This window comes from Actinoallomurus sp. CA-142502 (assembly GCF_050936355.1).
Lineage (GTDB): Bacteria > Actinomycetota > Actinomycetes > Streptosporangiales > Streptosporangiaceae > Actinoallomurus > Actinoallomurus iriomotensis.
In genome coordinates, this window is the sequence record NZ_JBNJMY010000001.1 from 7,465,743 (window position 1) to 7,487,240 (window position 21,498).

General features: G+C 72.3%; 17 protein-coding genes. 9 read left to right on the plus strand and 8 right to left on the minus strand.

Going from position 1 to position 21,498, the window contains the following annotated elements; genetic code table 11:
- Window position 1 precedes the first annotated feature (1 nt).
- On the minus strand, window positions 2-676 hold the full coding sequence (locus tag ACQEV1_RS35015; protein ID WP_433399740.1) for a response regulator: 675 nt from the start codon (window positions 674-676) through the stop codon (window positions 2-4).
- Between ACQEV1_RS35015 and ACQEV1_RS35020 the strand changes: the two genes are divergently transcribed.
- The gene (locus ACQEV1_RS35020; RefSeq protein ID WP_433399743.1) at window positions 657-1,541 is read left to right on the plus strand and encodes an SGNH/GDSL hydrolase family protein; all 885 of its coding nucleotides are present in this window, start codon (window positions 657-659) and stop codon (window positions 1,539-1,541) included. The genes ACQEV1_RS35015 and ACQEV1_RS35020 overlap by 20 nt on opposite strands.
- 602 nt (window positions 1,542-2,143) lie before the next feature.
- Here ACQEV1_RS35020 and ACQEV1_RS35025 read toward each other — a convergent pair.
- Together ACQEV1_RS35025 and ACQEV1_RS35030 are read right to left on the minus strand one after the other, a co-directional pair.
- Window positions 2,144-2,596 (minus strand): MarR family winged helix-turn-helix transcriptional regulator, encoded by a 453-nt coding sequence (locus tag ACQEV1_RS35025; protein WP_285629682.1) that lies wholly within the window; start codon window positions 2,594-2,596, stop codon window positions 2,144-2,146.
- Window positions 2,597-2,653: 57 nt separating this feature from the next.
- Window positions 2,654-3,904 (minus strand): aspartate aminotransferase family protein, encoded by a 1,251-nt coding sequence (locus ACQEV1_RS35030; RefSeq protein ID WP_433399747.1) that lies wholly within the window; start codon window positions 3,902-3,904, stop codon window positions 2,654-2,656.
- A gap of 153 nt (window positions 3,905-4,057) precedes the next feature.
- Here ACQEV1_RS35030 and ACQEV1_RS35035 point away from each other — a divergent pair, with 153 nt between their 5' ends.
- Complete coding sequence (locus ACQEV1_RS35035) at window positions 4,058-5,527, plus strand: NAD-dependent succinate-semialdehyde dehydrogenase (protein WP_433399749.1); 1,470 nt, start codon at window positions 4,058-4,060, stop codon at window positions 5,525-5,527.
- A gap of 356 nt (window positions 5,528-5,883) precedes the next feature.
- Here ACQEV1_RS35035 and ACQEV1_RS35040 read toward each other — a convergent pair whose 3' ends face one another.
- Genes ACQEV1_RS35040 through ACQEV1_RS35055 form a run of 4 tightly spaced genes read right to left on the minus strand, consistent with a single transcriptional unit; the run spans window position 5,884 to window position 8,587 of the window.
- A complete protein-coding gene (locus tag ACQEV1_RS35040; protein WP_285630264.1) occupies window positions 5,884-6,552 on the minus strand; it encodes a GntR family transcriptional regulator in 669 nt (222 codons plus the stop codon).
- 2 nt (window positions 6,553-6,554) lie between these two features.
- Window positions 6,555-7,277 carry a maleate cis-trans isomerase family protein gene (locus ACQEV1_RS35045; protein ID WP_285629679.1) on the minus strand — a complete coding sequence of 241 codons (723 nt, stop codon included), beginning with the start codon at window positions 7,275-7,277 and terminating at the stop codon, window positions 6,555-6,557.
- 39 nt (window positions 7,278-7,316) lie between these two features.
- Window positions 7,317-8,066: a maleate cis-trans isomerase family protein gene (locus ACQEV1_RS35050; protein WP_285630262.1), complete on the minus strand. Its 750-nt coding sequence runs from the start codon at window positions 8,064-8,066 to the stop codon at window positions 7,317-7,319.
- A 26-nt stretch (window positions 8,067-8,092) separates the two neighbouring features.
- On the minus strand, window positions 8,093-8,587 hold the full coding sequence (locus tag ACQEV1_RS35055) for a DUF3830 family protein (RefSeq protein ID WP_285576957.1): 495 nt from the start codon (window positions 8,585-8,587) through the stop codon (window positions 8,093-8,095).
- 242 nt (window positions 8,588-8,829) lie between these two features.
- Here ACQEV1_RS35055 and ACQEV1_RS35060 point away from each other — a divergent pair, with 242 nt between their 5' ends.
- From ACQEV1_RS35060 to ACQEV1_RS35090, 7 genes are all read left to right on the plus strand, one after another.
- On the plus strand, window positions 8,830-9,804 hold the full coding sequence (locus ACQEV1_RS35060) for a D-2-hydroxyacid dehydrogenase (RefSeq protein WP_433399753.1): 975 nt from the start codon (window positions 8,830-8,832) through the stop codon (window positions 9,802-9,804).
- A complete protein-coding gene (locus tag ACQEV1_RS35065; RefSeq protein ID WP_433399755.1) occupies window positions 9,804-11,204 on the plus strand; it encodes an amidase in 1,401 nt (466 codons plus the stop codon). The genes ACQEV1_RS35060 and ACQEV1_RS35065 overlap by 1 nt, the downstream gene beginning before the upstream one ends.
- A gap of 327 nt (window positions 11,205-11,531) precedes the next feature.
- The gene (locus ACQEV1_RS35070; protein ID WP_285629676.1) at window positions 11,532-12,548 is read left to right on the plus strand and encodes an ROK family protein; all 1,017 of its coding nucleotides are present in this window, start codon (window positions 11,532-11,534) and stop codon (window positions 12,546-12,548) included.
- A 23-nt stretch (window positions 12,549-12,571) separates the two neighbouring features.
- Window positions 12,572-13,624 carry an agmatinase family protein gene (locus ACQEV1_RS35075; RefSeq protein ID WP_433399758.1) on the plus strand — a complete coding sequence of 351 codons (1,053 nt, stop codon included), beginning with the start codon at window positions 12,572-12,574 and terminating at the stop codon, window positions 13,622-13,624.
- Between the two features lie 876 nt (window positions 13,625-14,500).
- Window positions 14,501-15,442 carry a winged helix-turn-helix domain-containing protein gene (locus ACQEV1_RS35080; RefSeq protein WP_433399761.1) on the plus strand — a complete coding sequence of 314 codons (942 nt, stop codon included), beginning with the start codon at window positions 14,501-14,503 and terminating at the stop codon, window positions 15,440-15,442.
- A 58-nt stretch (window positions 15,443-15,500) separates the two neighbouring features.
- Complete coding sequence (locus tag ACQEV1_RS35085; RefSeq protein WP_433399763.1) at window positions 15,501-16,337, plus strand: TIGR02452 family protein; 837 nt, start codon at window positions 15,501-15,503, stop codon at window positions 16,335-16,337.
- A gap of 514 nt (window positions 16,338-16,851) precedes the next feature.
- A complete protein-coding gene (locus ACQEV1_RS35090) occupies window positions 16,852-17,907 on the plus strand; it encodes a glycosyltransferase family 2 protein (RefSeq protein ID WP_433399766.1) in 1,056 nt (351 codons plus the stop codon).
- A gap of 234 nt (window positions 17,908-18,141) precedes the next feature.
- On the opposite strand, the gene ACQEV1_RS35095 is transcribed toward ACQEV1_RS35090, so the two are convergent.
- Window positions 18,142-21,102, minus strand: coding sequence for an FHA domain-containing protein (locus ACQEV1_RS35095; protein ID WP_433399769.1), 2,961 nt, complete (start codon window positions 21,100-21,102; stop codon window positions 18,142-18,144).
- Window positions 21,103-21,498 lie beyond the last annotated feature (396 nt).

A 21,498-nucleotide genomic window follows, 5' to 3' on the forward strand; every position in this document is an offset into this window, starting at 1 on the left:
GTCATACCGGCCCGAACCGGTAGCCGAACCCGCGTACGGTCTGCACGTACACCGGCGTCGCGGGATCGGCCTCGATCTTCCCCCGCAGCCGCTGCACGCAGTTGTCGACCAGCCGGGAGTCACCGAGGTAGTCGTGGTCCCACACTTCCTCCAGCAGCTGCTGCCGGCTGAACACCCGCCCGGGAGCCCGGGACAGGGCCAGCAGCAGCCGCAGCTCGGTCGGCGTCAGCGACACCGGTGAGCCGCGCAACGACACCGTCAGCGCGGTGGTGTCGACGCGCAGGTCGCGGTGCACTCGCACGTCGCCGGAGCCGCCGGCGCCGCGGCGCAGCACCGCGCGGATGCGCGCGTCGAGCACGGTGGGCTGTACCGGCTTGACGACGTAGTCGTCCGCGCCCGCCTCGAGACCGCCGACGACGTCGAAGTCGTCACCGCGGGCGGTGAGGATGATCACCGGCACGTCACCGGCCGCCCGGATCCGGCGGCACACCTCGAACCCGTCGATGCCCGGAAGCATGAGGTCGAGCACCACCAGGTCCGGCGCTGACGAGCGCAGCTCGCGCAGACCGACCTCGCCGGTCTCCGCGGTGCGGACGCCGTGGCCGTGCCGGCTCAGCGCGAGCTGCAACCCGCGCCGAACCAGAGGATCGTCCTCGATGAGCAGAATCGCCGGCACCCGTCCAGTATGGACAGGACCGGCCCGGCTCGACGGTGACGGCGTTCTCCTGCGACACAACCGGGACACGACGGCGCAGGCACCGGGACACGGCGGCGGCACCGTCGAGGCCATGACCAAGACACGAAGCCTCATCCCGGGCCTCATCCCGGGCCTGACCGGGCTGCTCCTGCTGACCGCCTGCTCCGGCGGGTCCACCGCGACGGCGGCCCCCACCGGCCCCGGCCTGTCCAAGGTGCTCTTCCTCGGCGACTCCATCGCCGCCGGTGAGGCGCTGCCGCTGGCGACCGCCTTCAAGGCCGGTGGTGTGGCGTTCCAGTCGATCGCCGCCGACGGCGGCGGGAACGTCGTCGGACCGTTCTCCGGCGAGAACTGGAAGAAGCTGCCGGCACAGATCGCCTCCGCCCGGCCCACCGTGGTCGTCTACCAGCTCACCACCTACGACTGGGGCAGCCGGCAGCAGCAGCGGGCCGCCTACGACAGGCTCCTGACCACCGTGACCGGGACGGGCGCGAAGCTGGTCATGGTCACCGCGCCGCCGATCATGGCCGACGACTTCTACCGGCCGCACCTGGCCGACCTGGACCGCGCCCCGGACGTCGCCCGGGCGGTCGCGGCGGAGTCGTCCGGGCGGGCCCAACTGCTCGACGCCGGCGCGGTGTGGGGCAGGACCTATCAGCGGGTCAGAGACGGCAGGGCGGACCGCAGCACCGACGGCATCCACACCTGCCCGCAAGGGGCGGCCCGTTTCACCAACTGGCTGCTCGGCCAACTGGCGAAGTCGTTCCCCGGCTTCACGCCGGCGGCGCCCCGGTCGTGGGCCAACACCGGCTGGTCCGCCGACAAGCACTTCAAGGGCTGCTGACCGGCGAGCCGTGGGCCGGTCACGCCTGGCACGGCCACCACGATCAGCCGTTCGCCCTCGGGGAACCCGGCCCCGGAGCTGACGACCGCGGCGACGCCGGTCATCAGCGCACCGGGACCTTTGAGGGCCGCGCGCGACCACCGGCCGGGCGGCCGGTGGTCGCCGCTGCCCTCGGCGGGCCCCCTCGGGTCGGGGCCGTCGAGGAAGCGCGTCAGCACGGCGGCCTCGGCACGCAGCCGCGTCGCCCGGTCCGCCTGCGCGGGCGCCGTCAGCCGGGCCGCCATCTCCAGCCGCTCACCGGCCTCCGCGCGCACGATGTCCGTCATGGCCCGTTCGCTCAGCTCGCGTCGCGCCGCCTCCGTGGCGCCGACGCCGACGGGCGACTGCTGGAGGCCGTGTGGCCCGGATCCGTCCACGGGCACCGCCTCGGCGTTGTCCAGCGCGGCGAGCGCCGAGCGCAGGGCGCTCACCGCGGCCTTGTCGCGGGCGCGCATCGCTTCGGGCAGGGCTTGACGCATCCGAAGGCGTAGGGACATGCCGGTGACCTTAGGGTCGTGCGTCCGCCCCCACAACGGAATATGTCCGGCGCACCCCGGTGAGCGTCAGGTCAGCCGGCGGGCGAGGATCTCGCTGATCTCGCCGAGCCGGCGGACCTGGTCGGCGTCGAGCGTGTCGAAGATGACGCTGCGGACGGTCTCCACGTGCCCGGGGGCGGCGGCCTCCAGCGCCGTGAAGCCGTCGTCGGTCAGCACCGCGATCTGGCCGCGCCGGTCGGTCGGGCAGTTCTCCCGGCGTACCCAGCCGCGCTCCTCCAGGCGCGCGATGGCGTGGGAGAGCCGGCTCGCCGACATCCGGGTGGCGTCGGCGAGCTCGGTCATCCGCAGGGCCCGGCCGGTCTCCTCGGACAGCCGGACCAGGATCTCGTAGTAGGCGTGCGGGAGGCCCGAGTCGCGGCGCAGCTGGGCGTCGATGGCGTCGAGCAGCAGCCGGTGCGAGTTCAGATACGCACGCCAGATGCGCTGCTCATCGGCGTTCAGCCATCGCGTCTCAGTCACGAACACGATTCTAGTTTGGGCGGGTCAGCGCCCTTATGTCGGCGAGGGGTGGTCTCCTCACTCCACCGCCGCGGCGACCGCCTCGGACCAGATCTGCACGGCCTCGTCGATCTGCGCGGCGTCGACCACCAGCGGCGGGATCATCCGGACGACGTTGCCGTACGCGCCGCAGGTCAGCAGCAGGAGCCCGCGCTGTGCCGCCTCCCGCTGGGCCCGCTGGGCGGCCGCGGGGTCCGGTTCGCCCCCGGTGCCGAACTCGCTGCCCAGCATGAGGCCGCGGCCGCGTACGTCGCCGATGACCGGATGGGCCGAGGCGACCTTGCGCAGCCCGTCGCGCAGGCGAAGGCCCATCGCGTCGGCGTTGGCCACCAGCCCCTCGTCCTGGATGACGTCCAGTGTGGCCAGCGCGGCCGCGCACGCCACGGCGTTGCCGCCGTACGTGCCGCCCTGCGATCCCGGCCAGGCGCGGCCCATCAGCTCGGCCGGAGCGGCGATCGCCGACAGCGGGAACCCGCTGGCCAGGCCCTTGGCCGTGATGAGCACGTCCGGCCGTACGTCGGCGTGCTCGTGCCCCCAGAACCGCCCGGTGCGCCCGAAGCCGGTCTGGACCTCGTCGACGATGAGCAGGCCGCCGTGCCGGTCGGCGCGCTCGCGCAGCCCCTCCAGGAACCCGGGCGGGGCGGGGATGTAGCCGCCCTCGCCGAGCACCGGCTCGACCACGAACGCGGCGGTGTCCTGCGCGGGGCTGACCGTCGCGAGCAGGTAGTCCAGCTCGCGCAGCGCGAAGCGCGTGGCCTCCTCCTCGCTCCAGCCGTACCGGTACGCCTGCGGGAACGGCGCGACGGCCGCCCCGGGCATCAGCGGGCCGATGCCGGCGCGGAACTTGGTGCCGGCGGTGGTCAGCGAGGCGGCACCCATGGTGCGCCCGTGGAAGGAGCCGTGGAAGACGACGATGTTCTGCCGGCCGGTCGCGTGGCGGGCCAGCCGGATCGCCGCCTCGACGGCCTCGCTGCCGGAGTTGAGGTAGAACAGCGCGTCCAGGCCCTCCGGGAGCACCTCGCCCAGGCGCTCGGTGAGCCGGAGCAGCGGGCGGTGCATCACCGTCGTGTACTGGCCGTGGATGAGCGTGGCGACCTGCTCCTGCGCGGCCCGTACGACGCGCGGGTGGCAGTGCCCGGTGCTCGTCACACCGATCCCGGCGGTGAAGTCGAGGTAGCGGCGGCCGTCTTCGTCGTAGAGGTGCACGCCCTCGCCGCGGGCGGCCAGCACGGGCGTGGCCTGGGTCAGAACCGGGGACAACTGCGCCATGGGTCGCTCCTGAAGATTGTTGACAATATGATGATATGCAAGCATGCTCCAAAGGCATTGTCCAGACGCAGGTCAGGAGGGCTCCATGAGCGAGCGAAGCGAGCGAAGCGGCAAGCACGTGCGCCTGGTCACTCCCCCGACGAAGGAGGGCTCATGAGCGAAGGCGCGTTCGAGACGGCCCGTACGGCGGTGGAGTCCGTGTCCAAGGGGCTGTTCGTCGGCGGTTCGTGGCGTGACGCCGAGGCGGGCGGCGCCTTCGCGGTCGAGGACCCGGCGACCGGCAAGACGCTGTGCTCGGTCGCCGACGCGACTCCCGCCGACGGCATGGCGGCGCTGGCGGCCGCGGTCGCGGCCCAGGCGTCCTGGGCGGCCACGGCGCCGCGCGAACGCGGCGAGATCCTGCGCCGCGCGCACGCGCTGCTGCTCGCGCGCCGCGAGGAGTTCGCCGCGCTGATGACCGCGGAGATGGGCAAGCCGATCGCCGAGTCGCTGGGCGAGGTCGCCTACGCCGCGGAGTTCTTCCGGTGGTTCGCCGAGGAGGCGGTACGCATCGGCGGCGACCACGCGGTCGCGCCGGACGGCGGGAGCCGGTTCCTCGTCATGCGGCAGCCGGTGGGCCCGAGCCTGCTGGTGACGCCCTGGAACTTCCCGATGGCGATGGGCACCCGCAAGATCGGACCCGCCGTCGCGGCCGGCTGCACGATGGTGCTCAAGCCGGCCGAGCAGACGCCGCTGTCCGCGCTGGCCCTCGCCGACGTGCTGCGCGAGGCCGGGCTGCCCGACGGCGTGCTCAACGTCGTGCCGACCTCGGCCCCCGGCCCGCTGGTCGAACCGCTGCTGCGCGACGGCCGGATCCGCAAGCTGTCGTTCACCGGCTCCACGGAGGTCGGGCGGCTGCTGCTCGGTCAGAGCGCGAGCCAGGTGCTGCGGGTCTCACTCGAACTGGGCGGCAACGCCCCGTTCATCGTCTTCGCCGACGCCGACCTCGACGCGGCGGTCGAGGGAGCCATGTTGGCCAAGATGCGCAACATCGGCGAGGCCTGCACCGCCGCGAACCGCTTCTACGCCGAGGCCCCGATCGCCGAGGAGTTCACCCGGCGGCTGGCCGAGCGGATGGGCGGGCTGACCGTCGGCCCCGGCCTCGACCCGGCCAACCAGGTCGGGCCGCTCATCGACGAGGCGGGCCGGCAGAAGGTCGCCGCGCTGGTGGACGACGCGGTGAGCCGCGGCGCGACGATCCGTACGGGCGGGTCGGCGCCGGCCGGTCCGGGCTACTTCTACCCGCCGACCGTCCTGTCGGGAGTGCCGGCCGACGCGCGCATGCGCCACGAGGAGATCTTCGGCCCGGTCGCCCCGGTGACCGCCTTCGACACCGAGGAACAGGCCCTCGCGTGGGCCAACGACACCGAGTACGGCCTGGTCGCCTACGTCTACACCCGCGACCTCGACCGGGCGCTGCGGGTGTCGGAGGCGCTCGAGACCGGCATGGTCGGACTCAACCGCGGCGTGGTGTCCAACCCGGCGGCGCCCTTCGGCGGCGTCAAGCACTCGGGCCTCGGCCGCGAGGGCGGCAAGGTCGGCATCGAGGAGTTCCTGGAGACCAAGTACGTCGCCATGGGCTGAGGCTGCGAGGGCCGGCTTCAGGGGCCGCCGCCCGGAAGGGCGGCGGCCCGGCGGTTCCGCGGAACGGCTTTCTCTCGGCGTCGCGGGAGGTTGTGAGCTGTGCTCGGATGAGCGTGCGCGAGTGTGCGTGAAGTCGTGTTCGTGATGTCGGGCAGCCTGGTCGAGGTCGTGAGAGGGCGGCGTGGCCTCGCTGACGGCCTTTGACTCCGCCTACACCATCAAGTGGGGCGCCCAGCACTGGCAGAAGCCCCTCACCACCACCGACCGCCCCGTCACCCGCCATCAGGCGGCAGCGGTGGCGATCGGACGACGCGCCCTCGGGCACCCGATCCGGCGACGGACGACACCACCCACGCTCAGTCCTCAGGAACGGTGCGCAGGCGCTCGATGGAGTCGGTCATGTGCTCCTCGATGAGCCGCAGCAGGCGTTCCTCGTCGCCGTCGCTGATGGCGTCGACCAGCTTGCGGTGCTCCTCGACCAGGTCGTCCGGCTCGGGGTACTTCTCCTGGAGGGCGTTCAGGCACATGCGGGCCTCGACGAGCAGCGTCTGGGCCATGCGCTCGAGGCGCGGGCTTCCCGACGACGCGACGAGCACCTGGTGGAAGGCCTGGTCGGCGTCGCTCATCGCGATGCGGTCGCGCTCCCCGGCCGCCGTCACCAGCGCCTGGAGCGCCTCGGTGAGCCGGACGAGCGCCTCGCCCCGGTTGCGCGCCATGATCATCCGGCAGGCGGCGCGCTCGATGGCCAGGCGGGCGAGGTAGACGTCCTCGACGTCGTCCTCGGCCAAGGTGATCACGAACAGGCCGCGGTGCGGCTCGCTGCGCAGCAGGCCCTCCTGGACGAGGCGCTGCATGGCCTCGCGCAGCGGCCCGCGGCTGACGCCGAGGCGCGCGGCGAGGTCGGCCTCGCCGAGCTGTGAGCCGGGGGCCAGCGATCCGTACATGATCGCGGATCGCAGCTCGTCTGAGATGATCTCAACGGTAGATCTTCGGGGTACGGGCTCGAGCTCGCCCAGCCGTCCCATCGTCAAGTCGCCTCCGTACGGAAAAGGGAGCCCGCTCCGGTACGCAGGCCGTGGTCACCGGCGAGGCGAAGCCCCTCCCAGACGCTCACCTGGTTCGCGGTGAGGACGGGCTTGCCCAGTCGTTCTTCGAGGTCGTCGAGCCACGCCACGGTGTGCAGCGCCGTGTCGGGCACCAGCACGGCCTCGGCGTCGGCGTGGTCGTTGGCGGCGACGAAGCCGAGGACGTCGTCGCGGCCCAGCGTGCCGACCTCGGCCGCGGTGACGATGCCCCGGCACGAGAGCGCGACGACCTCGATGTCGTGCTCGTCCAGGAAGCCGGCGAAGCGCTCGGCCACGTCCGCCGGGTAGGTCGCCGCCACCGCGACCCGGCGTACGCCGAGATGCCGGGCGGCGTTCACGAAGGCGAACGAGGTGCTGGAGGCGGGCACGCCCGCGGCCTCCTCGACCCCGGCGACCTGCTCGGCCGCACCCTGCCGGCCGAAGACGAAGCTGCCGCTGGTGCAGGCCCAGATCGCGGTGCCCACGCCGAGGGCGCGCAGCTTTCGCGCGCCCTCCGCGAGTACGTCCGGACCGCCGATGTCGAGCAGGGCGTCCACACGGTGCGCGTCCTCACGCATGAGCGTGTGCACCACCGGCAGGCTCACGTCGCCCAGGACACGCTCCATCAGCGGGTAGTCGTCCTCGGCGCTGAATCCCGGGTAAAGGATCCCGACCGTGTGGCCCATCTTCTCTCCAGTTTGGCAGATTGTTTACAAGTTACCGCTTCATGCGGCGGTGGGGCGCGCGGCCTCGACGAGCCACTGACCGGCGCCCATCGCCTCGGCGCCCATCGCCCGCAGTGCCGAACACATCGTCACCTGGTTCGCGGTGAGCACCGGCTTGCCGAGCGTCCGCTCCAGCGGCGCGATGATGTCGTACGTCGGGACATTGGTGCAGCTGATGAAGATCGCCTCGGCGTCCGGCCGGTCGACCGTGCGGACCGCGGCGACCACCTCGGAGTAGCCGACCTTCCAGATGTGGTTCATCAGCCCGAGCCCGACGCTCGACCCGGTCTCGATGCCGTGCTCGCCGAGGAACGTGAGCAGCCGGTCGGTGACGCTGTCGATGTACGGCGTGACGACCGCGATCCTGCTGACGCCGAGGAGCCGGAGCGACTCCACCAGCGCGCCGGAGGTCGTCGTGGCCGCGGGCGCGCCGGCGTCCAGGATGCTCCGGCTCAGCAGCCGCTCGCCCTCCGCCCCGTGCACGAAGCTGCCCGAGGCGCAGGCGAAGGCGACGACCAGCGGCTCGGGCGCCAGCACGTCACGCGTCGCCCGGCGTACGGTGTCGACGTCGGCGAGCGCCGAGGCCATCTCGATGGTCACCGGCACCGGCACGAAGGGCAGCCGGGTCATGAACAGGGACACGTGGTCGGGCGCCCAGCGCCACAGCTCGCGGTCGAGGGCGAAGTCGAAGGGCGCGACGACGCCGACGCCCACCTGGGCGACCAGCTCGAAGTCGACGACCACGTCCATCGGACCGCCCGCGGGTGCGTCGGCACTCACCGTTCGTACCGCTGGTACAGCAGGCGCTCGCCCACGCTGCCCGACCGCCACACATCGTTGCACGCCTCGGCCATCGGCTCCAGGCCCTCGACGATCGTGGCGTAGACGTTGCCCGGCACCCAGCCCACGTCGCCGTTGAGGAGCAGGTTGTTGCGGCCGTAGAAGATCGCCATGTCGATCACGCCCGGAAGCGCGTCGATCCCCTTCTCCTCCTTGAAGCGCCGGTCGAGCATGCCGCCGTTGAAGGAGAAGTACACGACGTCGCCGGGGATCGGCGTGACCGTGGGGTTCTCCAGGCCGGGCTCCTCGGCGGCGAAGCGCTCGACCATGGTGTAGACCTCGTTACGGGCGTACTTGGCGTGGTAGATGTCGCCGCCCTGCGGAAGCGCCTGCCACACCGCCTCGCAAGTGCGGGGCGCGTCCTTGTCGAGCAGTTCCGCGACGCACGACACACCGCGGCGCTCCAGCGTGATCTTGATATGTCTCGGCATGCCAGACCTCCCACTGCACATGGTCGAGGTGAGGCACGTCGCTCACCCCGATGACTTTCCCTGCGGGCGCCTTGGGATCCGTCCTGGCCTCTGGTCCGGGTGATGGTGGCCGGGGTGGGTTCAGGTTGCGACGGTCTTGCAGCACATGTTCAGCTCGTGCGCTGATTGTTGACAATCATACGAAGTCTGCCTAGCGTGTCAATGCCCCTGGTGACCTCGGAATACGCACGGGAGCGTCAGCTGTGACCACGCGGAATCCGGCCGTTCTCGTGCTGGAAGGCGACGTCCCGCCACCCCGGTTGGCCGCCATCGGACGGCTCGCCGACGTCCGGCGCACCCGCGCGGACGGCCTGGCGGAAGCGCTGCCGGGCGCCGAGGTGCTCTTCCTGTGGGACTTCTGGTCCGACGCCGTCGCCGCCGCGTGGCCGCACGCCGACGCGCTCCGGTGGGTGCACATCGCCAGCGCCGGCGTCGACCGGCTGCTGTTCCCCGGCCTCGTCGAGAGCGACGTCGTGGTCACCAACTCGCGGGGCGTCTTCGACGAGCCGATCGCCGAGTACGTCCTGGGTGTGGTCCTCAGCTTCGCCAAGGACCTGCACACCACGGTGCGTCTGCAGGACCGGCGTGAGTGGCGGCACCGCGAGACCGAGCGGATCACCGGCGCCCGCGTCCTGGTCGTCGGCACCGGCCCGATCGGCCGGGCCATCGGGCGCCGCCTGTCCGCCGTCGGCATGGCGGTCTCCGGCCTCGGCCGCACCGGCCGTACGGGCGACCCGGACCTGGGTGAGGTACGGCCGTTCGGCGAGCTGCACCGGGCGCTCGCCGACGCCGACTACGTCGTGCTCGCCGCGCCGCTCACCGACCTCACCCGCGACATGATCGACGCCGGCGCGCTGGCCCGGATGCGGCCCTCCGCCCGGCTCATCAACGTCGGCCGCGGCGGACTCGTGGTGGAGAAGGCACTGGTCGACGCGCTGTCCGAGGGCCGCATCGCCGGAGCCGCGCTGGACGTGTTCGCCACCGAGCCACTGGCGGAGTCCTCACCGCTCTGGACCCTGCCGAACGTCCTGGTCTCCCCGCACATGTCGGGCGACACGATCGGCTGGCGCGACGAGCTGTCCGGGCTCTTCCTCGACAACCTGGGCCGCTACCGGGACGGACGTCCGCTGGTGAATGTGGTCGACAAGAAGCTGGGTTACGTCACGAGAGGGACCTGATGGCCGAGATCGCGTACCTCACCGCGAGCGAGATGCTGGCCGCCTTCCGCGCCGGGAGCCTGTCTCCGGTCGAGGCCACGTCCGCCGTCCTGGCGCGGATCGCCGAGGCCGATCCGTCGGTCAACGCGTTCTGCCTCGTCACCGCCGACGAGGCCCTCGACGCGGCGCGCGCGTCAGAAGAACGCTGGCGGCGCGGCGAGCCGCTCGGGCTGCTCGACGGCGTCCCCGTCTCGGTCAAGGACGTCCTGCTGACCCGCGGCCATCCGACGCTCCGCGGCTCGCGCACGATCGCGCCGGACGGTCCGTGGCCGGACGACTCCCCCGCCGTCGCGCGTGTGCGCGAGCACGGCGGCGTGATCGTCGGCAAGACCACGACGCCCGAGCTCGGCTGGAAGGGCGTCACGGACAATCCGCTGACCGGGGTCACCCGCAACCCGTGGGACACCTCGCGGACGCCGGGCGGCTCCAGCGGAGGCGCCTCCGCGGCGGTCGCCCTGGGCATGGCGCCGCTCGCCCTGGGCACCGACGGGGGCGGTTCGGTGCGCATTCCCGCCGGCTTCACGGGCGTCTTCGCGCACAAGCCCACGTACGGGCGGGTGCCGCACTTCCCGGCGAGCCCGTTCGGCACGCTCGCGCACGTGGGCCCGATCGCCTGGAGCGTCGCCGACGCCGAGCTGCTGCTCGAGGTCATCTCGGGGCCCGACAGCCGCGACTGGTCCGCGCTGCCGCCGTCGGTCCCGGCCGCGCCGGTCGACGTGCGGGGCCTGCGGATCGCGTTCAGCCCGACACTCGGGTACGCGCCGGTGGACGCCGAGGTGGCGGCCGCCGTCGAGAAGGCGGCCGCGGTCTTCACCGACCTCGGCGCGCGGGTGGAGCAGGCCGACCCGGGCTTCGCCGACCCCGTGGAGGCCTTCCACGTCCTGTGGTTCGCCGGCGCCGCCAGGTCGGTGGAGTCGCTCACCCCCGCACGGCGCGAGCTGCTCGACCCGGGCCTGCGGGAGATCTCCGAGCAGGGCGCGCGGCACTCCGCGCTCGACTACCTCACGGCGACCGCGTGCCGGATGGAGCTGGGCCGCCTGATGGGCGCCTTCCACGAGGACTACGACCTGCTGCTCACCCCGACGCTGCCCATCCCGGCGTTCGAGGCCGGCCGTGAGGTGCCGCCGGACTGGCCGTCGCCCCGGTGGACGAGCTGGACGCCGTTCACCTACCCGTTCAACATGACCCAGCAACCGGCGGCCAGCGTGCCGTGCGGCTTCACCTCGGCCGGCCTGCCGGTGGGCCTGCAGGTCGTGGGCCCGCGGCACGCGGACGCCCGCGTCCTGGCGGCCTGCCGTGCCTTCGAGCAGGCCCGCCCCTGGCACGACCGCCGCCCGGGCGCCGGCGATTCCTCCCAATGAACCATTTGTTGCCTCACACCTCCTAAAGCTGGGCTCAGCAGGTCCAGACCCCTAATATGAGGGCGCAACAGTCAGGTGCGGCCGCTGAAGGGGACGACGTGATGGAGATCGCGGACCGGGCATCAGGCCCTGAACAGCCGCCCGCCCCGGACGCCGTGCCGCACTCCCCGCTCGGCGGATCGTCCGGCCGCGAGGCGAACCCCGCGTCACGAGCCGTCCGTGCCGCCGGCGTGCGTGGAGGCATCGCCGACAGGCACTAGGCGTGGTACGACGAGGCGGGCCGCCCTCGACGCGCACACGGTCGAGGGCTCGGATAAGGAGCGAAGAATGCCGGACACGTGGGTCGTCGTGGGCCTGGACAACGGGGGCACCTGCAACAACGCGACGGTGCTCGACTCGTCGGGGAAGTTCCTCGTCGACCGGCTGGTGGAGATCCCCAGCCGCGTCACCGAGGGCCCGGAGATCGCGGTCGGCGCCCTGGCCGAGGCCCTGGACGGCATCCTGGCCCTCACCGGTGTCGAGCGGTCGCGGGTCCGCGCCGTCGGCCTGGACACCCCGGGCCCGGCCAGCGCCGACGGCGTGATCTCCTCCAAGGGCGCGACGAACTTCCCGCAGCCGGCCTGGTGGGGCTTTGACGTCCGTACGGCGCTGGAGGAGCGGCTCGGCCTGCCGGTCGTCTACAACAACGACGGGAACGCCGCCGCTCTCTACGCCCACCACGCCCACTTCGGCACGGAGGCCGCGAAGCACTCCTCGATCTCGGCCATCGTCGGCACCGGCCTGGGCGGCGGCGTGATCGAGTCCGGCCAGGTCGTACGCGGCGCGGCCGGCATGGCGGGCGAGCTCGGGCACGTGCACATCCCGATGCAGGGGCTGCTGGATGAGGGACAGCCGCTGCCGATGTGCAACTGCGGGTTCGGCGCCGACGCCGAGAGCGTCGCCTCCCTGACCGGCATCGCCGCGAACCTCCTCCCGTACTGGCTGACCCGCTTCCCCGGGCACGAGCTGGCGAGCGTGCCGGTCCTGGAGGCCGCCAAGCTCGTCCGTTCCCTCGGCGAGGACGGCGACCCTCTCGCGCTGAAGATCTTCGAGCAGCAGGCGATGGCGCTGGGCCGGCTCTTCACGATCGCGGCCAACTTCACCGACCCGAGCGCGTACTTCATCGGCGGCGGCGTGGTCGAGACGGGCCCGAAGTTCCGCGAGTGGTTCCTGGACAAGGTGCGCGAGCACACCGTCCTGCGGGAGGAACAGCAGCGGGTCGCGTCGTTCGCCCTGGTCCCCGACCTGGACATGGCCGGCGCCCGGGGGGCCGCGATCGCCGCCCGCGACGCCTCCGCGCCGTGACCCCGCCGCGGCCGCACGGGCCCATGCGCGTCAACCGCTCATCGGAGCTGGAGTGGAGCGGTGTCCAGACGTTCATGAAGGCCCCGGTGTGCCTGACCCCGGAGGACCTGCGGGCCGGCAAGGTGGACGTCGCGGTCGGCGGCGTGCCGTGGGACGGTACGGCGTCCGGCCTCAGCGGCACCCGCCTGGGCCCCCGCGCGATCCGGCAGGGCGACTACATCTCCGGGTCGCGGCACATCACCCACCTCGGCGTCCGGGTGAACCCGCTGGACCACCTCGTCCTGGCCGACTACGGCGACGCCGAGGTGCTGATCGGCGACGTGGAGGGCACGTACGAGAACGTCCGCGCGTTCGTCGCCGAGATCCTCGCCGGCGGCGCGATCCCGATCATCCTCGGCGGCGACCACGGGGTCACCTGGCCCGCCGCCACGGCGGTGGCCGACGCGTACGGGCACGGCAAGGTCGGCATCGTGCACTTCGACGCCCACGCCGACACCGCCCCGGACATGCAGGGCTCGCTGTACGGCCACGGCACGCCGATGCGGCGGCTGATCGAGAGCGGCGCGGTGCCCGGCCGCAACTTCGTGCAGGTGGGGCTGCGGGGATACTGGCCCGAGCCGCCCGTCCTGGAGTGGATGGAGTCTCACGAGCTCCGGACGCATTTCATGGCCGAGATCCACCGCGACGGCTTCGGTGCGGTGCTCGAACGCGCGGTCGACGAGGCACTGGACTCCGCCGACCACCTGTACATCTCGCTCGACGTGGACGTCGCCGACCCCGCGTACGCCCCGGGCACCGGAACGCCCGAACCGGGCGGCCTGACGAGCGCCGAGGTGCTGTGGGCGATCCGGCGCCTGGCGGCCGAGGTGGGAATGGTCGGCATGGACGTGGTGGAGGTCAGCCCACCGTACGACGTGGGCCCGGACATCACGGCCCTCCTGGCCCGGCGCGCGGTGATGGAGGCGCTGACGGGCACGGCCATGCGACGGATCGGCCTGACCGAACCGGACTACTTGGACCCGCGCTCGACGGGCCCCGGCGAAAGCCGCACGTACCGGACACCGGAGGGTCCCTGACCGGTGAGGGAACCTTTGAGCGCGGGCCTGAAAACCCCCGGCTTAGTGAACGACGCGCCGATCATCGAACGACCGCTCGCCGCGCACGGCCCCGGCACAGCGGTCCCACGACCGTCCCGCTCACCGAACCAGGACCCGACGGCCCCCCGCTTCGCGGCACGCGGCGCGTACGGTCCCGGCAACCTGGCCCCGGCACTCCCCCGGCCTGCGGAACGGGTGCTCGGCACGTACGGTCCCGGCACCCCGGAGCCACGGCCGCCCGGCCCGAGGAACCAGGGCCAGGCACGCTCCCGGCCTGCGGAACAAGCACTCGGCGCGCACGGCCACGGCGGAGCGGATGCACGATCGACCCGCCCGGCGAGCCATCACGCGGCACGCCCCCACCCTGCTGAACAGGCGCTCGGCGCCCACGGCCACGATGCCGTGGAACCGCCACCGTTCCGCCCGACCAGCCGGCGGCGCCCTGCCGGACAAGCGCACGGCCGCGGCACGGCGGATGCGCGATCGCCCCGCCCGGCGCGAGGCGGCGGGCCGCGCGTCTCCCCGGCGGTGGGTTCGTCGTCGCCCGGCCCCGTCCGGTCGCGCGGTGGTAGGCCTCGCCGGTGCCGGGGTGATCCGGGGCCGGCAGACGGTGTGGCCCATGCCGGCCGCCGGACTCGGCCAGGGGCCTGCTCCACACCGGCCGGAGCCGGTCCCGATATTAATTCACTTAATCGATTGACAAAGCGGGGAATCCAGCCACAACCTTGAGGGGTGAGCCATGACGTTCGCCTGACGGTGCGCCTGCATGTCGACCTTCGCCTGCAGGCCAGCGCTCTGTGCGTGCCCTCCTCGCCCCGCCGCTAGATCTCCCGCCTGGCAGGAAGAGGATTCGTCATGACCCAGCACCGGTCACAGAACCGGGCTTCGCGCCATCTCGTCGACCTGGACGCCCGCTACCGCGAGCGTCTCCACCGCGGCCACGCTCTCGCCCCGGCGGAGACGGTCCCCGCGGACGGCACGCTCCTGGACGTGGTCCCGCTCCCCGACACGGGGAAGGTCCTGATGATCGTGGCCCACGTCGTCCCCGCCTCGGCCGCGTTGCCGGGCGCGTTTCCCGCGGTCCCGGCCGACACCCGGCCCGCCTGCTCTCCGGCGCCCCCGCAGACGACGGTCGGCGCCCCCGCCGGCGCGACGAGTACGGATGACGCCCCGGCCGACGGCGCGCACGTTCCCGGCGAGAGCCAGACGCTTCTCACGGACGACGCCTCGACGTCCGCCGAAGGCCATGTTCCGGTGCCGCCGATGGCGGACGAGACACGGCGGGACACCGCCCCGCTGACCGTCGCGGGAGGGTCCCCCCTGCCGGCTTCCGCGGTACGTGCCCGGCCCTCATCCGGCCCGGCGAAAGAGACCTCGCCTGATCCCACCGGCCAGGCGTCCCCACCATCGGACTCGCCGGGGCGGAAGGGGCCGTGGGCGGATCCGGGCGGGGCGGAGCCCGTACGAGATGACGACGCGCCGCCGCAGGCCCTGCGCATCGACCAGCGCTCCCGGCGCGTCTGGGTGGGGGGCCGGGAGATCGGCCTGACCTACCAGGAGTTCGAACTGCTGGTGCACTTCACGAAGCATCCGTGGCAGGTCTTCAGCCGGGCCGAGCTCATGCAGGCGCTCTGGCCGGCGGCGGACGCCGCGACCAGGACGGTCGACGTGCACGTCCACCGCCTCCGCCGCAAGCTCGGCAGCGCGGGCTCCCAGCTCGCGACCGTACGGCGAGTGGGCTACACCTACCGGCCCCATCTGGTGAACAGGAGCGGTCTCGCCCAGGCCGGCGAGTGACCGGCCCTGCCCGAAAAGCGGTCGATCGCCGGTACGGCGACGATCTACGATGCGGACGATGAGCAGCAGACTGCGTGAGGTCGCGGCGGTGAACGCGCGGATCGTCGCCGACGGCGCGTACACCGCCGAGAACGGTACGCGCGTCGTCGTACGGCCCGCCCTCGACGCGGCGATCCGCGGCACGGTGAGCCATCCCCCGGAGGGCGCGCTGTCCGTACCCACGGGAACTCACCGCACGGCGTTCGAGGTGACCGCGGAGGGCAGCCTAGGCGCGGCGCGGCGGTTGCATCTCGCCGGCGGCGGGCGGATCGCCGTACTGAACTTCGCCTCCGCGCGGAACCCGGGAGGCGGATACCTCGGCGGCGCCCGGGCGCAGGAGGAGGACCTGTGCCGTACCGCGCTGTTGCATCCCTGCCTGCTCCATGCCCCCGATTACTACGCCGCGCACCGCGCCTCGTCCGACCTGCTCTACAGCGACCGCGTCATCTGGTCCCCCGACGTCCCGGTGCACCGGGGCGGCGACGGGCGGCTGCTCGCCGAGCCGTACCCCGTGTCGTTCCTGACCTCGCCCGCGCCGAACGCCGGCGAGGTACTGCGACGCGACCCCGCCGCGGGCGACACGATCCGGCGCACCCTTCACCGGCGCGCGGAGCGGGTGCTGGCGGTGGCCGCTCACCACGGCGCCCACCGGCTGGTCCTCGGCGCGTGGGGCTGCGGAGTGTTCCGCAACGACCCGCACGATGTCGCGGGCGCGTTCCACGCGCATCTGACGGCCGGCGGCGCCTTCTCGTCCGCCTTCGAGCAGGTGGTCTTCGCCGTCTGGGACCGCTCACCCGTCTCCGCGAACCGCGCCGCGTTCGCCGAACGCTTCACCCCCGCGACCGACCCCGCCTGAGCGGCGTCCTCACCACGAGCGAACGGCAGCCGCCATCCCGAACCGCTCACCCCATCTCCGCGAACCACGCCGCGTTCCCCGAACGCCTCACCCCCACGACCGACCCCGCCTGAGCGGCGTCCCCACCACGAGCGAACGACAACCGCCATCCCGAACCGCTCACCCGCGCCGCGCCTCCACGGGGCGCCTGAACGCACCCGCCTCGCGGGCCTGGCGACGGTGACATCGGGGCCGGCTTCGCGGGCCGGACACGTTGACGCGCGAGTTATCCACAGGCGCTCCACGGCCATCGACGTGCCGGTCTCCGGCAGCCCATCATGGCGAACATGCCCAGCGGCGGGCCCTCCCTTTCACCGGAGTGAGCGGGCCCGCCGCCGGGCTCCACCATCGGCATCGCGAAGGGGTCGACTATGCACGGGGGCCTGCCCTTCATCGGGTTCAGCACCATCGTCTACGGGGTCGTCGGGCTGGCCGTGGCCGCCGGCGGCGCGGTCACGAGGTTCCGGAGGCACAAGTGACCGCGACACTGACCGTGATCGTCCCGGCCCACAACGAGGAGGCGGGCCTGCCCGCGACCCTGGAGGCGATCCGCCGCCAGACGGTCCCGCCGGACAAGGTCGTGGTCGTCGACGACGGCTCGACCGACCGGACGGGCGAGGTCGCGGCGGCGTACGGGGCGACCGTGCTGAGACCGCCGCACAACCTGGGCAGCAAGGCCAAAGCTCAGAACCACGCGCTTCCCGCGTGCGACACCGACCTCGTCCTGGCCGTCGACGCGGACACCGTGCTCGCCCCGGACTACATCGAAAAGATCAAACCGGCCTTCGACGATCCGGAGGTCGTCGTCGCGGCCGGCAACGTGCAGACCCGCTTCACCCGCACCGTCTGGGAGCGCGGCCGCTCCATCGAATACCTCTTCGGCTTCCACTGGAACCGCCCGATCCAGAACGGCGCGAACAGCCCGGTCGTCTGCTCGGGCTGCTGCTCGGCCTTCCGCCGGGCGACGCTGACCGGCTTCGGCGGCTTCCCCGAGCGCACCATCGTCGAGGACATGGACTTCACCTGGTCGATGCAGATCGCCGGCCGGCGCGCGGTGTACGTCGGCGACGCCGTGGCCTGGGCCGCCGACCCGGAGACGCTGACCTACCTCCGCAAGCAGGTGTGGCGGTGGATGGCCGGCTTCTTCCAGAACGTCCGCCTCCACCTCGGCGGCCTGGTGAGACGAAAACCCATGCTCGCGGTCTGGATCGTCCTGGCCCTGGCCGAGATCTTCACCGCGCCTCTGTGGTGGGCGACGCCGTTCGTGCTCACGCTGGGCATGCATCGATCCGTGGGCACCGTCCTGACGTTCTGGCTCGGGCCGGAGCTGCTGTTCACCGTCCCGCCACTGCTGTACGCCGCCAGGCGCCGAAGACTTCCGGTGCTGGGCGTGATGGCCAACGTTCCGTTCGTCTACCTGACGAAGGCCGTCAACATCTACTACGCCTGGAAGGCCCTCATCGTCGAGCTCATCCTCGTCCCCCTGCACCTGTCCCGGGGGCTCGTCATCTACGAGAAAGGCCGCGCCTGAGGCTTCCTCCGTGAAGACGTCCACGGGAAATACTCAGGCGCGGCCGACGAACGGTGACGGGGCGAGCCCGTCACGCAGCGGCGAGCCCATCAAGCGGCGGCGAGCCCGTCACGCGGCGGCGAGCCCGTCACGCGGCGGGGGCCGTCACGCGGCGGCGAGCCCGTCACGCGCCGAGGGCCTCCGCGCTGACGGGGCCGCCACCCCGCGGCTTAGGCCGCCGCGTGGCGGGAGGACCTACCGCTTCCGCATGACCTCCGGCTCCTGGCGGCGCAGCATCCGCTCCACGAGGAAGATGAGCACCACGGTGAGGACCACCATCATCCCCATGTCCAGCAGCCAGGTGCTGAACTGCTGCTTCCACAGCGGGTCCGGTGATTCCCCGTGCTTGTGCGGCAGCAGGAAGCTGATGTCCAGCGTGCCCGCCATCGCGGCGAACGCCCACCGGGCCGGCACGATCCAGGCGATCTCCTCCAGGACGGCCTTGCCGTCCAGGTGCACGAGGGCTCCACAGAACACGATCTGGACCAGCGTCGTCAGCACCAGGAGCGGCATCGTCATCTCGCTGGTCTTGACGATCGCGGAGATGAGCAGGCCGAGCGTCATCGCGGTGAAGGACAGCAGCGCGACGGCGACGATGAGTTCGGGCATCGGGGAGGTGACCACGCCCTTGTCCCTCATGTTGACGCCGAGCATGGCGACCAATGTGAGGACGATGCCCTGACCGATCGTGATCACACCGAGCACGAGCAGTTTGGAGGTGAGGTACGCCGATCTGGACAGGCCGACCGCGCGTTCTCGCTGATAGATCGGTCTTTCCTTGACGAGTTCGCGCACCGCGTTGGCGGCGCCGGTGAGACATCCGCCGATGCACAGGATCATCAGGAGGTTGGCCGCGCCGCCCTGCGAGCCCGGGATCTTCGACGTGAGGTCACCGGCCGGGATGACGCGCGCCACCGCGCCCATGATGATCGGCAGCGCCACCGTGATGCCGAGGAACAACGGGTCCGCCGCGATGCTGCGGATGTAGCGCCGGATCAGCGTGCTCAGCTGTTCGGGCCAGCTCTGCGGCTTGGGCGGCGGCTGGTAGCTCACCGGGCCCGCCTGCGCGACCGGCTGGACCAGGTCGGCCGTGACGTACTTCTGATGCGCCGGCGACTGGCGGTAGCGGCCGCCCCAGTCGATCGACGGGTCGTCGAACGCCTGGAAGACGTCGGCCCAGTCGGTGAACCCGAGGAACGGCAGCGCCTCCTTCGGCGGGCCGAAGAACGCGATGCGGCCGCCCGGCGCCATGACGAGCAACCGGTCGCAGATGTCGAGGTTCGCGACGCTGTGGGTGACCACCGCGACCGTGCGGCCGTCGTCGGCGAGGCCGCGCAGCATCTGCATGACCGACTTGTCCAGGCCCGGGTCCAGGCCCGACGTCGGCTCGTCCAGGAACAGCAGCGACGGCTTGGTCAGCAGCTCGAGGGCGACGCTGACGCGCTTGCGCTGGCCGCCGGACAGGGCCGAGATCTTGTTGTCGCGCCGGTGGTCCAGGCCGAGTTCCTTGAGCACCTCGTCGACCCGCGCCTTGCGCTCGTGCTGGCGGGTGTCGTCGGGGAAGCGCAGCTCGGCGGCGTAGATGAGCGCGCGGCGCACGGTGAGCTGGGTGTGCAGGATGTCGTCCTGCGGCACCAGGCCGATGCGCGACCGCAGTTCGGAGTAGTCACGGTAGAGGTCACGGCCGTCGTAGGAGACCGTGCCCTGGTCGGCGGGCCGCAGGCCGGTGAGCGCGCGCAGCAGGGTCGACTTGCCCGAGCCGCTGGGGCCGATGACGGCGACGAGGCACTTCTCCCCGAGCGGGAAGGACACGTGGTCCAGCAGCACCTTGCCCTTGTCGACCGTGACGGTGAGGTCGTGCGCGCTGAAGTTGACCGCGCCCGTGTCGGTGTACTCGGTGAGGACGTCGCCGACCAGGTGGAACGTTGACGGGCCGATGCCGATGATGTCGTTCGGGCCGATGATCGCGCGCTCGACGCGCTGGCCGTTGACGTAGGTGCCACTGCGGCTGCCGACGTCGACGAGCTCGTAGGTCCCGCCGGACGACCGCAGCTCGGCGTGCTGGCGCGACACGCGCAGGTCGGCGACGACCATGTCGTTCTCGGGCGCCCGGCCGATGCGCAGGACCTGCTGGCCGCCCAGGTTGCGGACCTTGGTCGGCTCGCGGTACTGCCCGCTCATCGTGGGCATCGGCGCCCGCGGCGGCGGGGTGCCGTGAGTCGGCTGGTAGCCGATCGGATCGGCCTCGTACCCCTGGGCGGCGGGCGGCATGGAGCCGGGACCGCCGAACTGCGTGGCCTGGTCGTACGGAGGCATCGTGCCGGTGCCGCCGCCCTGGGCGGGCTGCTGGTACGGCGGCATCCCGCCCGTGCCGTCACCGTGGGCCGGCTGCTGGTACGGCGGCGCCGCCCCCGCGCCCTGGGCGGGCTGCTGGTACGGCGGCATCGTGCCCGTACCTCCCACCTGGGTGGGCTGCTGGTACGGCGGGAGCCCGCCGGTGCCGCCCTGCGCGGGCTGCTGATACGGCGGCATCCCGCCCGTGCCGTCACCGTGGGCCGGCTGCTGGTAGGGCGGCATCGTTCCCGTGCCGCCGCCCTGCGCGGACTGCTGATAAGGGGGCATCGTGCCCGTGCCGTCACCCTGACCCGGCGGCGAGGCGTACGGCGGGGGCACGGACTGCGGCCCCGACGCGGCGGCCTGGCCGGGGTATCCGGCGGGCGGCTGCTGCGCGGGCGGCGGCGCCTGGCCCTGACCGCCGGGCGGCGGGAACACCTGCCCGGGCGGGTGCGGCGAGAAGCCTCCCTGCGCCGGAGCGGGATGGGCGGCCGGGTCCGTGCCGGGCTCCGCGCGCGTCGCCGACGCGGGCGCGGCGCGGAAGGCGACCGGCACGCCCTGCTCCGGGTGGCCGAGCCGTACCTGGCTCCCCGGCGCCACGACGAGCCGCTGCACCCGCCGGCCGCCGTCGTACGTGCCGTTGGCGCTGCCCGCGTCCTCGAGGATCCACTGCCCGCCCTCGAAGCGCAGCACGGCGTGGGTGCGCGAGACCCCGTCGACCGAGACGACGATGTCCGCGCCCGGATCGCGGCCGACGCGGTAGGAACGTCGTGGATCCAGAGCCACTGAAACGCCGTTGCTCTCCACGACAAGCTGAGTCACGAAATCGCCTTTCCCGTCGTCGACCCCGAAGCCCCGTGTGTCGGCGCGTCAAGAGGAGCGCATCACCAGGACCGCCGCTAAAGCGTAGGGCCTGTCACGTAAACGCGGCAATGCTTCGAAAAGTATGCAACCAGCCCCTATCTCCCGGCAGGCGAACACGGATCGTCGCCGAATCGGGCGGACGGGAGTCTCCCGTTGCTTGACCTTCCCTTGGTGCGCGCTTGGATGACGTTGCCCTGGCTTCAAGATCACCTTGGCGCCCGTACGGCGGCGTAACGCAATGCCTCATTCCGCGGTAAGCGTGATGTAGCCGATTTCACAACTCGCTTGATTTGCCCTCTGGGCCGCGATCGTTGATCATTGGCCGAATGTCCCCCGCTCCCCACCCGCCCCATC

Coding starts and splice junctions, on each gene's coding strand:
- ACQEV1_RS35020 (WP_433399743.1), top strand. CDS start 657: ATGAGCAGAATCGCCGGCACCCGTCCAGTATGGACAGGACCGGCCCGG.
- ACQEV1_RS35030 (WP_433399747.1), bottom strand. CDS start 3,904: ATGGCGCAGTTGTCCCCGGTTCTGACCCAGGCCACGCCCGTGCTGGCC.
- ACQEV1_RS35035 (WP_433399749.1), top strand. CDS start 4,058: ATGAGCGAAGGCGCGTTCGAGACGGCCCGTACGGCGGTGGAGTCCGTG.
- ACQEV1_RS35040 (WP_285630264.1), bottom strand. CDS start 6,552: ATGGGACGGCTGGGCGAGCTCGAGCCCGTACCCCGAAGATCTACCGTT.
- ACQEV1_RS35045 (WP_285629679.1), bottom strand. CDS start 7,277: ATGGGCCACACGGTCGGGATCCTTTACCCGGGATTCAGCGCCGAGGAC.
- ACQEV1_RS35050 (WP_285630262.1), bottom strand. CDS start 8,066: ATGGACGTGGTCGTCGACTTCGAGCTGGTCGCCCAGGTGGGCGTCGGC.
- ACQEV1_RS35055 (WP_285576957.1), bottom strand. CDS start 8,587: ATGCCGAGACATATCAAGATCACGCTGGAGCGCCGCGGTGTGTCGTGC.
- ACQEV1_RS35065 (WP_433399755.1), top strand. CDS start 9,804: ATGGCCGAGATCGCGTACCTCACCGCGAGCGAGATGCTGGCCGCCTTC.
- ACQEV1_RS35070 (WP_285629676.1), top strand. CDS start 11,532: ATGCCGGACACGTGGGTCGTCGTGGGCCTGGACAACGGGGGCACCTGC.
- ACQEV1_RS35075 (WP_433399758.1), top strand. CDS start 12,572: ATGCGCGTCAACCGCTCATCGGAGCTGGAGTGGAGCGGTGTCCAGACG.
- ACQEV1_RS35080 (WP_433399761.1), top strand. CDS start 14,501: ATGACCCAGCACCGGTCACAGAACCGGGCTTCGCGCCATCTCGTCGAC.
- ACQEV1_RS35085 (WP_433399763.1), top strand. CDS start 15,501: ATGAGCAGCAGACTGCGTGAGGTCGCGGCGGTGAACGCGCGGATCGTC.